We start from the raw sequence: 13,153 nt of genomic DNA on the forward strand, positions 1-13,153 counted from the left end.
GTCGGCGTCTCCTCCCCGATGACCGACTGGTCCGCGGTGACCTGGCCCCCCTCCTCACCCGAACCCGAACCCGACCCCGCACCCGCACCGGCGTCCGGCACGCGCGCGTAGGCGTCGGGACGGTCGAGGTGGGTGGCGTGGCCGAAGGGCCAGACGATCCAGTCGGCGCGGCCTATCACCGCGTCCACCGGGACCATGCCGCCGCCCGGCGAGCCCAGATGGTCGCGGGAGTCGCTGGAGTCGGCGCGGTGGTCGCCGAGGACGAAGAGGGTGCCGTCGGGGACGACGATGTCGAAGGGCACCGTGGACGGGCGGTCGCCGGGGTACAGGAACGCCGACTCGTCGACCGACTGGCCGTTCACCTGGACCATCCCCTCCCTGTCGCAGCACACCACGTGGTCCCCGCCCACACCGACAACGCGTTTGATGTAGTCGCCGTGCCCGAAGAGCCCGGTGCCGTCGAAGACGACGACGTCGCCCCGCTGCGGACGGCCATCGAAACGGTACGCCAACTTGTTCACGAGAACCCGGTCACCGATCCTCAATCCGCGCTCCATGGATCCGCTGGGGATCTGGAACGGCTGCAGCACGAAGGTGGTGAGCAGCAGCAGGGACAGCAGCAGCGTCAGGAGGGTGACGGTGAACCGGCCGCCCGGCACCCAGTCCGTGATCCGCCCCGCGAACGCGGAACGCGACCGTTCCTCCGGGCCCTCCGGGTCCGAGGCTTGCTCGGATTCGGAGGGGCGGGAGGAGCGGTCGCGCTCCGTGGGCTGTGCTTCGGTGTCCATCGGGGCCAGATGTTATCCGGCCCCGGTGTGGACCCCGGAAGGCGCTCAGCTGTCGCGCTTCTCCTTGATCTTCGCGGCCTTGCCGCGCAGCTCGCGCAGGTAGTACAGCTTGGCGCGGCGCACGTCACCGCGGGTGACGAGCTCGATCTTCTCCACGATCGGGGTGTGCACCGGGAAGGTGCGCTCGACGCCGACGGAGAAGGAGACCTTGCGGACCGTGAAGGTCTCGCGCACGCCGGCACCCTGGCGGCGGATGACTACGCCCTTGAACTGCTGCACACGGGAGCGGTTGCCCTCGATGACGCGGACGTGGACGTTGACGGTGTCGCCGGGGCGGAAGGCCGGGACGTCGCTGCGCAGCGACGCGGCGTCGACGGAGTCGAGCAGGTGAGACATTTCGTCTGCTTTCTTCGCTGATGCCACAGGTCATCAACGGAAACTAGGTGTTTCGGAATCTGGGCCGTGCGGGTCGGGACGGGCGTCGTGTCCCCCTGTGGCAGGGGCGCGCTCCGGACGGACGCACAACAGCGCCCTATTCTTCCACGCCCGGCGTCCTGCGCCAAAATCGGCCGTACGGTTCCCCGCCCGGATCGGGCTCCCAGCCCAGGATGGAGAGCATCTCGCGGTCCTTCTTGTCGAAGGCCTCGGGGGCGCACCGTTCGATCAGGTCGGGCCGGTTGGCCGTCGTGCGCCGCAGGGCCTCGTCGCGGCGCCAGCGGGCGATCTTCCCGTGGTGGCCGCTGAGCAGCACGTCGGGGATGCCGCGGCCGCGCCACTGCGGCGGCTTGGTGTGGACGGGGCCCTCCAGCAGGTTGGCCATGGCGCCGGGGGCGAAGGAGTCGTCCCGGTGGGACTCGGCGTTGCCGAGGACGCCGGGCAGCAGCCGCGCCACGGCCTCGGTGACGACGAGTACGGCCGCCTCGCCGCCCGCCAGGACGTAGTCGCCGATGGACACCTCGTACACGGGCATCCGGGTGGCGTACTCGTCGATGACGCGGCGGTCGATGCCCTCGTAGCGGGCGGGCGTGAAGATCAGCCAGGGCCGCTCGGAGAGGTGGACGGCGAGTTCCTGGGTGAAGGGCCGGCCGCTGGGCGTGGGCACGATGAGGGCGGGCGCGCCGGAGCCCGCCTCGTAGCCGTCGGCCAGGACGGAGTCCAGCGCGTCGCCCCACGGCTCGGTCTTCATGACCATGCCGGGGCCGCCGCCGTAGGGCGTGTCGTCGACGGTGTTGTGCCGGTCGTAGGTCCAGGAGCGCAGGTCGTGCACGTGGACGTCGAGTTGTCCACGCGCGCGTGCCTTGCCGACCAGGGAGACGTTCAGCGGTTCCAGGTACTCGGGGAAGATCGTGACGACGTCGAGCCGCATTACGCCTCTTCCTCCGGGGAATCCGCCGGGGAATCCGCGGGGGCGTCCGCCGAGGCGTCCCGCGCGGACGCGATCTCGGCGCGGTCGTCGATCAGGCCGGGGGGCGGGTCGATGACCGCTCGCTGCTCGTCCAGGTCGATCTCGGTGACGATCTCCGAGACGAACGGCACGTAGACCTCGTTGCCGTCGGGGCGCTCCACCACGAACAGGTCCTGCGTGGGCAGGTGGGAGATCTCGGTGATCCGGCCCACCTCCTCGCCGTCCTTGGTCACCACGTCGAGGTCGATCAGCTGGTGGTCGTAGTACTCGTCCTCGTCCTCGGGGCGCTCGTCCGGGTCGACGTCGGCGATCAGGAGGGTGTTGCGCAGCGCCTCGGCTCCGGTGCGGTCGTGGACGCCGGCGAAGCGGAGCAGGAGGCGGCCGCTGTGGACCCGGCCGGTCTCGATGGTGAGGGGCCCGACGGATGCGGGGTCGGTGGTCAGTACGGCACCGGGTCCGAGCCGCAGCTCCGGCTCGTCGGTGCGGACCTCGACGGTCACCTCGCCCTTGATTCCGTGGGCGCGGCCGATGCGCGCGACTACCAGCTGCACTGTGCTTGATCTCCTGTCGGTACTGCGACGAGCCGGTCACGGCTCGTACGACGCCGGTCACGGCGCACACGACCACTCCGGTCGCGGCGTGGTGCGGCTACGCCGGTCGCGGCGTATACGACTACGGTCACGGCCGTACGACTACGGGCCGGGGACGGCCCAGTGGCCCTCCCCGGCCCGAGCCGGTGCTGCGTTTGGCGTCAGCGGACGTGGTCCACGTCGACGAGGTCGACGCGGACACCGCGGCCGCCGATGGCGCCCACGACGGTGCGCAGGGCGCGTGCGGTGCGGCCGTTGCGGCCGATCACCTTGCCGAGGTCGTCGGGGTGGACCCGGACCTCGATCACACTCCCGCGACGCAGGTTGCGCGAGGCGACCTGCACATCGTCAGGATTGTCGACGATGCCCTTCACGAGGTGCTCGAGAGCCTCCTCGAGCATGCTCAGGCCTCGGTCGACTCGGACGCAGCGGCAGCCTCGTCCTTCTTGTCGGCCTTCTTCTTCTGGGTGATCGCCTCACCCTTGCCCTCGTCGTCGCCACCGATCGCCTCGAAGGACGGACGGGCCGCCTTCTCGGCCGGCTGCAGCAGCGGCGCCGGGGCGGGCTCGCCCTTGAACTTCTGCCAGTCGCCGGTCTTCTTCAGGATGGCGAGCACGGGCTCGGTCGGCTGGGCGCCGACGCGCAGCCAGTAGGCGACACGCTCGGCGTCGACCTCCATCACCGACGGGTTGTACGTCGGGTGGTACTTGCCGATCTCCTCGATGGCCCGGCCGTCACGGCGGGTACGGGAGTCGGCGACGACGATGCGGTAGTGAGGCGAACGGATCTTGCCCAGACGCTTCAGCTTGATCTTGACTGCCACTGGAGTGAGTTCTCCTGGATTTGACGTGATTGGGCACGGCGGGAGAGCCGCGTGGGGTTGCGGTACCCGAGTGCCCGATGGACGCGTCAGCCGGAGGAGAGAGGGGTCCTGTGCGACTGTCGAGTACAGCTAGCCATTGTGCCACACGCGGGCAGACCCGCCGGACCGAGGGCACTGCACCCGCATCCGGCTGCCACGGGCAGCCGGGCCGTCAGCTCGCCGCCGCGCCGACCACCTCCGGGATCCGGAACGGCTTGCCGCAGCCGCCGCACATGATCGGAGCCTGTGCCAGGACGGACGGGACGACCCGTACGTTGCGCCCGCAGTCGCAGACCGCCTTCACGCGCACCCCACCCCCGGAAGAGCCGTGCCGGGCGGCCGGACCGCGGAAACTGCGGACCGAGTCGGTCGCCGTCGCGGCGGTGTGGGCCTTCAGTGCGCGCTGGAGGCGCTCCATCGTCGGGCGGTAGCGGCGCTTCGCCTCGGGGGTGAGCGTGACCAGCGAGAAGCCGCTGCTGGGATGCGGCTCTTCGGGGTGGTCGAGGCCCAGTTCCTCGGCGATCGCAAGGAATCGTCGGTTGTGGTAGCGCCCCGCGCGGGAGGTGTCGCGTACTCCACGCGCGGCGGCGATGCCGTGGACTGCCTCATGGAGCAGTCGCTCGAAGGAGAGCTCGTGCCCGCAGGCGGACGACGACTCTCCGATCAGGGACTCGGGCGCGGCAAGATCGGGCAGCTCGGTGTGGTGCCGCTGAATGTCGGCCCACGCCTGCGCCAGCTCTGCGGCGAGAACAGGTGGTGTCGTGCTCACGTAATGGCAACGAGCCGGAGTGCCGCTGTGTTCCTATTCCGGGGCATCCCAAATAATTTGCACGTACCCGTCAGTTGCCGCTGATGCGTCCCGACGAGGGCGGGTGCGCTGATCTGCGGAGAAGCCTCGCAGCTCATACCAAGCTGGTGCGTAGTCCGTCGTACGCGCCGGCGCGTAGACCCCGTCCATGCGCCGGGGGGCGTGGGGCTCGGGGGTGCGCAAGGGGCGTTTCGGCCGCCGTCGCGCCGGAAGCACACCACCCGATTGGGCACATCGACGGGCGCGACGTTACCGGGTGCGCCGTCGGCGTGCGGCACCGCCCCGCCCCCTGTCGGTTCCCGCACCCGCGAGGCGGCCGCCGGGCCCGTCGACCTTGGCCGGAACCGCCTCGTCGGCACCACCGCCACCCGCTGTCATCACCGAGCGGCACGATCAGGCCATCCGACGAAGGAGTCGGGAGGGAGCTACCGGGAGTACCGCGCGGCCAGGCCCATGTTGCCGGGAAGTGAAATCTCGCCACTGAGGCCGGGTCCGGGCAAACCGGCCCCCGCTACCACTGGACGCCGCGGCGAGCCCGGAGTTTCCTGGCATACGGGGGAAGTGCGAGCGCACTGCACGGGGGCCACGGAATCGGGCACAGCGGCAACACTCGGCGATTGGGGCGCTTTCCTATGACACCTACGCTCGTGCGGCAGCACTCGTCCCACGCGGGGGTGACGCCTCGTGTGGACCCCGGTGCACGCGCGCGTGACTGGTCCGAGATCCAGGAGCGGATGCTCGTACCGCTCTACGAGGCCGTCTACGAGCGACTGGACGTGGGCGGCGACACCAGAATGCTGGGGCTGGGCTGTGGTTCCGGGCTGGCCCTGCTGATGGCCGCCGCGCGCGGCGCCGCGGTGACCGGTGTCGACTCCCGGTCCCCGGAACGCCTGGCCCTGGCACGGCAGCGGCTGCTTCCCGAGGTGGCCGGCGCGCGAGACACACGCGCGCGTGCGCGCGTGGCACGCGTCGTCGACGGCACGCCCCGGGACGCGAAGGACCCGTCGGCCCCGGCGTTCACCCTGGTGACCGCCTTCGAGCCCATCGGATGCCTGGCGGGCGACGCGGAGGGACTGGGTGAGCTGCTCGCCCAGGCGACACCACTCGCCGGGCACGGCGCGGCCGTGGTGCTGGCCGGGTGGGGCCCGCCGGAGCGGTGCGCCACGACGTCGGTGCTGCGGGTGGCCACCAAACTCGCGGACCCGCTGCGCAACGCGGGCAGCTGGCGCCCCGCCCTGCGTGACGACCTGGAGGAGGTCGCCCAGCGGGCCGGGCTCAGGCCGGACGGCTCCGGTCGGGTGGCGTGCCCCTTCGGATACGCCGACGCGGGCAGCGCGGTGCGGGGGCTGCTGTCGACCGGGCTGTTCGACGCGGCGATCGCGGCGACCGACCAGGAACAGGTCGACAAGGAGTTGTCGGAGGCCCTGCATCCGTACCGGCGGCCGGACGGGACCGTGTGGATGCCGAACGTGTTCCGGTATCTGATCGCCCGGCTTCCCTGACACCCGTTCCGGTCGCATCCGCGCGGCCTCCGAGGAGACACGGCCTCCTGCGCGGCCTCTGAGGAACTTCCCCGGCGGGGCGTCTCCTGATACGGGTGTGAATGGCGTGAAGAAGCCGGGCGAGGATTCCGTCGTGTCCCCCGGTGGATCACGGGCCTAATCTGATCCACCGTTCGGGGGGACAGACACGTCTGCGTACAGGAGCCTGTAGTGCCGCACCACAAGACCGCGCTGCGTCTCGCCGCGCCCGTCGCCGTCCTCGCCCTGGCCCTCACCGCCTGCGGGGGCGGTGACGACACCGACGCCAAGAGTCCGGAGAGCCCCGACGCGTCGGCCTCTCCCTCCCCGACGGCCTCGGGCGGCGACATGGCGACGGACGAGAGCGCGACGGGGAAGGTCACGGAGGACCCCGGCGAGGTCACCTACGACGTCGTGGCGCGGAAGGTCGACGTCGGCACCGAGGCGGAGGCCGCGAAGGCGGTGGCGGACGCGGCGGACGCCAAGGGCAAGGTGCTGGCCGTCGCGCACGTCAGGTACACGCACAGGAGCGGCCCGGCCCTCACCGGGGGCTCCGGCGTGCACGACCGCACCACGGTCTTCGCCGACGGGCAACGCGGCGGCGTCCTCGTCGGCGCCTCCGACGACGCCCCGGGCTGCGAGGACCCGTACGGCGTGGAGAGCTGGGAGCAGGGCGAGAGCCACGTCTTCTGCGCTACGTACCTGGTTCCCGCGGACGCCACGAGCGTGGAGGTGCACTGGGAGGAGGAGGACGGCGTGCCCTACGTCTGGAAGTTCCCGCGGTCCTGACGCCAGGGAACGGGAACGCACGACGAGGGACAAGGGACAAGGGGCAAGGGACAAGGGGCGAGGGGCAAGGGGCCCTCGGAGGGCGCGGTCACGCCTCCGCGTCGCCCTTCGCCGGGCGGGTGATCCCGGCGATGCGGTACGCGTCCGCCTCGTCCAGCGTCTCGTTCGCCAGCAGCGCCTCGGCCAGCGCGTCGAGCTGCCCGCGGTGGTCGCGCAGCTTGCGGACGGCCTCCGCGTAGCACTCGTCGACGACCCGTCGCATCTCCCCGTCGATGGCGTCGAGGGTCCCCGGCGCGGCGGCGAGCCCGTAGGCCTGCTGGGCGTCGCCGGGCAGGGCGGAGAGCCGGCCGACCTGTTCACTCATGCCCCAGCGGCCGACCATGCCGCGCGCGATGCGGGTGACCTGTTCGAGGTCGCTCTCCGAACCGGTCGTGATCACGTCGTACACCACCTGCTCGGCCGCCATGCCACCCAGCGCACCGATGATCCGCCCGCGCAGGTACTCCTCCGTGTACGCGTACTTGTCCGCGTCCGGCGTCGACAGTGTCACCCCGAGTGCCCGTCCGCGCGGGACGATCGTGATCTTGCGAACGGGGTCGGCGCCCGGCTGCAGCATGCCCAGCAGGGCGTGCCCGCTCTCGTGGTAGGCGGTGCGCCGGCGCTCCTCCTCGGGCATCACCAGCGGGCGTTCGGCTCCCAGCTGGACCTTCTCCAGTGCCTCGGAGAGGTTCGCCTGCGTCACCCGGTCCTGCTTGCGTTTGACCGCGAGCAGCGCGGCCTCGTTGGCGAGGTTGGCGAGTTCGGCGCCGGTCATGCCCGGGGTCGTGCGGGCGACCTGGGCGAGGTCGACGTCGGGGGCGAGCGGGATCTCGCGGGTGTGGATCTCCAGGATCGCCTTCCGGCCGCCCCGGTCCGGCGGCGAGACGCTGACCACCCGGTCGAAGCGGCCGGGGCGGGTCAGGGCCGGGTCCAGGATGTCGGCGCGGTTGGTGGCGGCGATGACGATCACGCCCTCGGCGCCCGAGAAGCCGTCCATCTCGGTGAGGATCTGGTTCAGGGTCTGCTCGCGCTCGTCGTGGCCGCCCATGCCGGAGCCGCCGCCGCGGGCCCGGCCGATGGTGTCGATCTCGTCGATGAAGATGATCGACGGCGCCACCTTCCGGGCCTCGGCGAAAAGCTCCCGCACCCGGGAGGCGCCCACGCCCACGATCATCTCGATGAACTCGGACGCGGACGCCGAGAAGAACGGCACGCCCGCCTCGCCGGCGACCGCGCGCGCGAGGAGGGTCTTTCCGGTGCCGGGCGGGCCGGACAGGAGGACGCCGCGGGGCATCTTGGCGCCCATGCGGCGGTAGGCGTCGGGGTTCTTCAGGAAGTCCACGACGTCGCTGAGCTCGCCCTCCACCTCGTCGATACCGGCCACGTCGGCGAAGGTGGTGCGCGGCTCGCCGGCCTCCAGCTCGACCGGCTTGGGCGGCGCCTTGCGGCCGAGCATGCCGCCCGCCCCGCCGCCCAGGGCGCCCCTCATGCGTCGTGCGATGACGACCCACAGCACCACCAGGAGCAGCATCGGGGCCAGCGAGATCAGCAGATTGACCAGGAGACTGCGCTGCTGGACGACCGGTTCGGCCGTGACGGTGACGTCGTGCTCGGTCAGCTCGTTCCAGAGCCGGTCGTCCGCGAAGGTCGGCCGCTCGGTCATGAACTTGGTGTAGGTCCCGTCGCCCTCGGGATTGTCCCGGGCCTTCTTCAGCTGGCCCTGGATCGCGTCGCCCTTGGCGTAGATCTTGCTGACGTTGCCCGCCTCGACCTGCTTGCTGAACTCCGTGTAGGAGATGGTCGGCTCGTCGCCCTCGTTGAAGAAGGAGAGCACGAGGTTGGCGACGAGGAAGACGATCAGCGCTGCCAGGACCAGGTTCCACCGGCCGCCACGCATCCTCCTTCCGCCGGACGGCGGCTTGGGCGGCTCGTCGGGCGTGCCCTCGGTGCGCCAGGGCGGCTCGGGGGCCTTGCGCGGCGGGGACGGGTTGGTCATATCCGGACGTTACGACAGGAAAGCCGTCCGGGCATGTGGGTGTACGGCGCTGGGGGCGCCCCTCCGGTGAGGGGCGCCCCCAGCGCCGTACGGAATACGCGGACCGAACGAGCCGTCAGCCCATGAACTTCTTGAACTCGTCCGGCAGCTCGAAGTCCTGGCCGCCCTGCTGCGGCAGCCCGAAGGCGCCGCCGTTCTGCGCGGCCGCGGCGCGGCGGGCGGCCTCCTCCTGCTCCTGCTGCTTGCGCTTCATCGGGTTTCCGGAGCGCTGCTTACCCTTGGCCTTCTTCTGCTGCTTCTTCTGCCGGCCGGGACCGCCGCCCATGCCCGGCATCCCCGGCATTCCGGGCATGCCGCCGCCCTGGGCCATGCGGGACATCATCTTGCGGGCCTCGAAGAACCGCTCCACGAGCGACTTGACCGCACTGACGTCGACCCCGGAGCCCTTGGCGATACGGGCGCGGCGCGAGCCGTTGATGATCGTCGGCTCCTGGCGCTCGGCCGGGGTCATCGACTTGATGATGGCGGCCGTGCGGTCGACGTCGCGCTCGTCGAGGTTGTTGATCTGGTCCTTCATCTGGCCCATGCCGGGCAGCATGCCGAGCAGCTTGCTGATGCTGCCCATCTTGCGGACCTGCTCCATCTGGGCCAGGAAGTCGTCCAGGGTGAAGTCCTGGCCCTTCTTGGACGCCAGCTTGGAGGCCATCTTCTCGGCCTCTTCCTGGCTGAACGTCTTCTCCGCCTGCTCGATCAGGGTGAGCAGGTCACCCATGTCGAGGATGCGGGAGGCCATCCGGTCAGGGTGGAAGGCGTCGAAGTCCGTGAGCTTCTCGCCGTTGGACGCGAACATGATCGGCTTGCCGGTCACCGAGGCGATCGACAGGGCCGCACCACCACGGGCGTCACCGTCGAGCTTGGACAGCACCACGCCGTCGAAGCCGACACCGTCGCGGAACGCCTCGGCGGTGTTGACCGCGTCCTGCCCGATCATGGCGTCGACGACGAAAAGAATCTCATCGGGGTGAACCGCGTCGCGGATGTCCGCGGCCTGCTGCATCAGCTCCTGGTCGATACCCAGGCGGCCGGCCGTGTCGACGATGACCAGGTCGTGGACCTTGGTCTTGGCGAACTCGATGGAGTCCTTGGCGACCTTGACCGGGTCACCGACGCCGTTGCCCGGCTCGGGGGCGTAGACCGCGACACCGGCGCGCTCGGCGACGACGCTGAGCTGGTTGACGGCGTTGGGGCGCTGGAGGTCACAGGCCACGAGCAGCGGCGAGTGGCCCTGCTCCTTGAGCCAGTGGCCGAGCTTGCCCGCGAGGGTGGTCTTACCGGCGCCCTGCAGACCGGCCAGCATGATCACGGTCGGCGGCTGCTTGGCGAAGCGCAGGCGGCGGGTCTCGCCGCCGAGGATGCCGACCAGCTCCTCGTTGACGATCTTGAGGACCTGCTGGGCGGGATTGAGGGCCTTGGAGACCTCGGCACCCAGAGAGCGCTCCTTGACCTTCTTGATGAAGGCACGCACGACGGGCAGGGCCACGTCGGCCTCGAGGAGCGCGATGCGGATCTCGCGGGCCGTGGCGTCGATGTCCGCCTCGGACAGCCGTCCTTTACCCCGGAGGGATTTGAAGGTGGCTGACAGGCGGTCGGAGAGAGTATCGAACACGGCGGCGTAGGTCCTCGCGTCGGCGTTGGTGTGGGTCGCCCTCCAGGGTATCCGGCCCGGCAAGCAAATCGTCCCTGCCCGCTGCGGAGAGCGGACAGGACTGGCTCCCCGCGTGTGCGGGGAGCACATCCGGTCGAGGCACGACGCGACCGTCACGACGCGACCATGTGGTCACGCCTCCAGCGACTCCTCCAGCTCCCGGGCCACGGACGCCGCCTCCTCCCCCGGCAACGGCGCGCCCCCGCCCCGCGTCACATAGAACGCGTCCACCGCGTTCGCCCCCAAGGTCGACACATGCGCGCTCCGCACCCGTACCCCCGCCCCCTCCAGCGCCCGCCCGATGCGGAAGAGCAGCCCGGGGGCGTCCTGGGCGCGGACCTCGATCACCGTGGCCAGCCGGGACGCGGCCGGCGCGACCGTCACGCGGGGCGGCGGCGGCTCCACGCCCCTGCGCCGTGGGTAGGCGGCGTCCCGCTCGGCGAGCCGGCCGGCGATGTCCAGGGTGCCGTCCAGCGCCCTGACCAGGTCGGCACGGAGCCGGGTGGCCTGGGGCAGGGAGCCGTACTCGGCGGCGACCCGCCAGTCCAGCAGCAGCACGGAGCCGTCCACGCCGTCCGGCAGCGGAAGGGACCGCAGCTCCGCGGTGCGGACGGTCAGCCGGTGCATGGCCAGGACCCCGGCGACCGCGGGGAGCACGCCCGGCTGGTCGGGTACGGCGATCAGCAGCTCCACACCGAGCGGCTCCGGGTCGGCGCTCGGCTCCGGACCGGCCGGCGGCTCGGTCTGGGCGCGCAGGGCGAGCACCGGCCCGCCCGTGCGGAAGGCCTCGACGGCGAGCCGTTCCTGCTCGGCGGTGGGCGCGTCGGCCTCGGGCTCCGCGGGCGGATGCCCGGCCAGGACCGCCGAGACGCGTTTGACCAGGTCCGCGACGAGGGAGCCGCGCCAGGACGACCAGGCTGCCGGTCCGGTGGCCAGCGCGTCGGCCTCGGTCAGGGCGTGCAGCAGCTCCAGGGTGCCCTCTGTGCCGACCGCCTCGGCGACCGCCCGCACGGTGGCCGGGTCGTCGAGGTCGCGCCGGGTGGCCGTCTCGACGAGCAGCAGGTGGTGGCGTACGAGGGTGGCGAGGACGGCCGCGTCCGCGCGGTCGAAGCCGATCCGGGCGGCCACGTCCCGGGTGATGGTCTCCCCGGCCACGGAGTGGTCACCGGGCCAGCCCTTGCCGATGTCGTGCAGCAGCGCGGCGACCAGGAGCAGGTCGGGCCGGTGGACCCGGCGGGCGAACCCGGCGGCGTGGACCGCGGTCTCGATCAGGTGCCGGTCGACGGTCCACACGTGCACGGCGTTGCGCTGCGGGCGGCAGCGCACCCGCTCCCAGTCTGGCAGCAGCCGGGTGATCAGCCCCTCGGCCTCCAGCGCCTCCCAGACCTGTACCGTGGGCCGGCCCGAACCCAGCAGCGTCACCAGCTGCTCCCGCGCTTCGGCGGGCCAGGGCGTGGGCAGCGGGCGCACGGTGGCCGCCAGACGCCGTACGGCGTGCAGGGAGAGCGGAAGCCCGGCCTGCGCGGCGGCGGCCGCGGCCCGCAGCGGGAGCACGGGGTCGCGCTCGGGGCGCGCGGTGCGGGCGAGCACCACCTCGCCGTCCTGCTCGACGACGCCCTCGGCGAGCGGGGAGCGCTCGGCGACCGGTCTGCCGCCGCCCAGCGCCCTCCCGTCGCCCGCCACCGCCCTTCTGAGGAAGTCGCTCCGCTCCCTTGCCATTCTGCGCAGTCTCGGCCGCACGGAGCGCGAGCGCAGTACGCGCCCCACCTCGCGCCAGGTGACGTCCCCGGCGTACGAGATGACGCGCGCCGCCTCGTACACCTGCCGCAGCAGCGTGTCGGCGTCCAGCAGACCGAGTTCCGCCGCCACCTGGTCCTGCTCCTGCAACGCCAGCCGGTCGGTCGCCCGGCCCGTCGCCAGGTGGAGCGCGTCCCGTACGTCGAGCAGTCGGCGCCGGGCGTCGGCGAGGCCCTCGCGCGGGGCGTCGGCCAGCCAGGAGGCGGCGACGGCGCGCAGGGCGGTGGCGTCGCGGAGGCCGCCCCTGGCCTCCTTGAGGTCGGGTTCGAGCAGGAACTGCAGCTCGCCCTGGCGTTCGGCGCGCTCGGCGCAGAGTTCCTGGAGCTCGGGGAGGCGTCTGGGTGCCTGGTTGCGCCAGTCGGCGAGGACGGTGGTGCGCAGTGAGGTGGTCAGTCCCTGGTCTCCGGCGAGGTGGCGGGCGTCCAGGAGGCCGAGCTGGACCTTGAGGTCCTCGCCGGCCGTCTTCCGGGCTTCGGCCGGTGTGCGTACGGAGTGGTCGAGGGCGAGGCCGAGGTCCCAGACGGGGTACCAGAGGCGGTCGGCGAGTGCGGCGACCGCCTTGTCGTCGCCGCCGTCGTGCAGCAGGAGCAGGTCCAGGTCGCTGCGCGGGGACAGCTCGCCGCGGCCGTAGCCGCCGACGGCGATCAGGCAGACGCCCCTGGGCGGGCCGCCCGCCGCGCCGAAGAGGCCCGACAGCCAGCCGTCCGTCAGTTCGGCGAGGGCCGTACGGCGCGGCGGCCCGGACCGCGTCCCCTCGGTGAGGAGGCGCAGCCGGGCCGCCGCGTAGCCGCTGGGTCCCGAGTCCTCTGCTTCTTCCGTCACGTCCGTGCTCGTCACCCGGCGACTCCTGTTCG

At 71.9% G+C, this 13,153-nt stretch carries 11 protein-coding genes and 1 pseudogene; 2 read left to right on the top strand and 10 right to left on the bottom strand.

Features of this window, described 5'->3' with window-relative positions; genetic code table 11:
• Nucleotides 1–71: 71 nt before the first annotated feature.
• The 7 genes and pseudogenes from lepB to ACP4J0_RS20850 form a co-directional block, all read right to left on the bottom strand.
• Nucleotides 72–788: pseudogene (gene lepB, locus ACP4J0_RS20820) on the bottom strand (signal peptidase I); the annotation flags it as partial.
• A gap of 45 nt (nt 789–833) precedes the next feature.
• On the bottom strand, nt 834–1,184 hold the full coding sequence (gene rplS / locus ACP4J0_RS20825; RefSeq protein ID WP_003973398.1) for a 50S ribosomal protein L19: 351 nt from the start codon (nt 1,182–1,184) through the stop codon (nt 834–836).
• 136 nt (nt 1,185–1,320) lie between these two features.
• On the bottom strand, nt 1,321–2,154 hold the full coding sequence (gene trmD, locus ACP4J0_RS20830) for a tRNA (guanosine(37)-N1)-methyltransferase TrmD (RefSeq protein WP_426600174.1): 834 nt from the start codon (nt 2,152–2,154) through the stop codon (nt 1,321–1,323).
• Entirely contained in the window at nt 2,154–2,744 is a 591-nt protein-coding gene (rimM, locus tag ACP4J0_RS20835; protein WP_426600175.1) for a ribosome maturation factor RimM, read from the bottom strand. Before rimM ends, trmD begins: the two co-directional genes overlap by 1 nt.
• A 200-nt stretch (nt 2,745–2,944) precedes the next feature.
• Nucleotides 2,945–3,184, bottom strand: a complete 240-nt coding sequence (locus tag ACP4J0_RS20840) for an RNA-binding protein (RefSeq protein ID WP_426600176.1) — start codon at nt 3,182–3,184, stop codon at nt 2,945–2,947.
• A 2-nt stretch (nt 3,185–3,186) separates the two neighbouring features.
• A complete protein-coding gene (rpsP, locus tag ACP4J0_RS20845; RefSeq protein WP_426522046.1) occupies nt 3,187–3,606 on the bottom strand; it encodes a 30S ribosomal protein S16 in 420 nt (139 codons plus the stop codon).
• A gap of 211 nt (nt 3,607–3,817) precedes the next feature.
• On the bottom strand, nt 3,818–4,414 hold the full coding sequence (locus ACP4J0_RS20850; protein ID WP_279561947.1) for a hypothetical protein: 597 nt from the start codon (nt 4,412–4,414) through the stop codon (nt 3,818–3,820).
• Between the two features lie 671 nt (nt 4,415–5,085).
• Here ACP4J0_RS20850 and ACP4J0_RS20855 point away from each other — a divergent pair.
• Together ACP4J0_RS20855 and ACP4J0_RS20860 are read left to right on the top strand one after the other, a co-directional pair.
• The gene (locus ACP4J0_RS20855) at nt 5,086–5,955 is read left to right on the top strand and encodes an SAM-dependent methyltransferase (RefSeq protein WP_426600177.1); all 870 of its coding nucleotides are present in this window, start codon (nt 5,086–5,088) and stop codon (nt 5,953–5,955) included.
• 210 nt (nt 5,956–6,165) lie between these two features.
• Nucleotides 6,166–6,762, top strand: coding sequence for a hypothetical protein (locus tag ACP4J0_RS20860; protein WP_426600178.1), 597 nt, complete (start codon nt 6,166–6,168; stop codon nt 6,760–6,762).
• Nucleotides 6,763–6,850: 88 nt separating this feature from the next.
• On the opposite strand, the gene ftsH is transcribed toward ACP4J0_RS20860, so the two are convergent.
• The 3 genes from ftsH to ACP4J0_RS20875 all read right to left on the bottom strand — a co-directional run bounded on the left by ftsH (nt 6,851) and on the right by ACP4J0_RS20875 (nt 13,136).
• Nucleotides 6,851–8,797, bottom strand: coding sequence for an ATP-dependent zinc metalloprotease FtsH (ftsH, locus tag ACP4J0_RS20865; protein ID WP_426600179.1), 1,947 nt, complete (start codon nt 8,795–8,797; stop codon nt 6,851–6,853).
• A gap of 115 nt (nt 8,798–8,912) precedes the next feature.
• On the bottom strand, nt 8,913–10,463 hold the full coding sequence (gene ffh, locus ACP4J0_RS20870; protein ID WP_426600180.1) for a signal recognition particle protein: 1,551 nt from the start codon (nt 10,461–10,463) through the stop codon (nt 8,913–8,915).
• A gap of 171 nt (nt 10,464–10,634) precedes the next feature.
• Nucleotides 10,635–13,136, bottom strand: coding sequence for a [protein-PII] uridylyltransferase (locus ACP4J0_RS20875; RefSeq protein WP_426600181.1), 2,502 nt, complete (start codon nt 13,134–13,136; stop codon nt 10,635–10,637).
• Nucleotides 13,137–13,153: the final 17 nt, after the last annotated feature.

The organism is Streptomyces sp. WG7 (assembly GCF_049975785.1).
In the GTDB taxonomy this organism is placed as follows: Bacteria; Actinomycetota; Actinomycetes; order Streptomycetales; family Streptomycetaceae; genus Streptomyces.

What these genes read in the sequence shown, in the direction of transcription:
- rplS (WP_003973398.1), bottom strand. Translation starts at nt 1,184, where the DNA reads ATGTCTCACCTGCTCGACTCCGTCGACGCCGCGTCGCTGCGCAGCGAC.
- trmD (WP_426600174.1), bottom strand. Translation starts at nt 2,154, where the DNA reads ATGCGGCTCGACGTCGTCACGATCTTCCCCGAGTACCTGGAACCGCTG.
- ACP4J0_RS20840 (WP_426600176.1), bottom strand. Translation starts at nt 3,184, where the DNA reads ATGCTCGAGGAGGCTCTCGAGCACCTCGTGAAGGGCATCGTCGACAAT.
- ACP4J0_RS20855 (WP_426600177.1), top strand. Translation starts at nt 5,086, where the DNA reads ATGACACCTACGCTCGTGCGGCAGCACTCGTCCCACGCGGGGGTGACG.
- ftsH (WP_426600179.1), bottom strand. Translation starts at nt 8,797, where the DNA reads ATGACCAACCCGTCCCCGCCGCGCAAGGCCCCCGAGCCGCCCTGGCGC.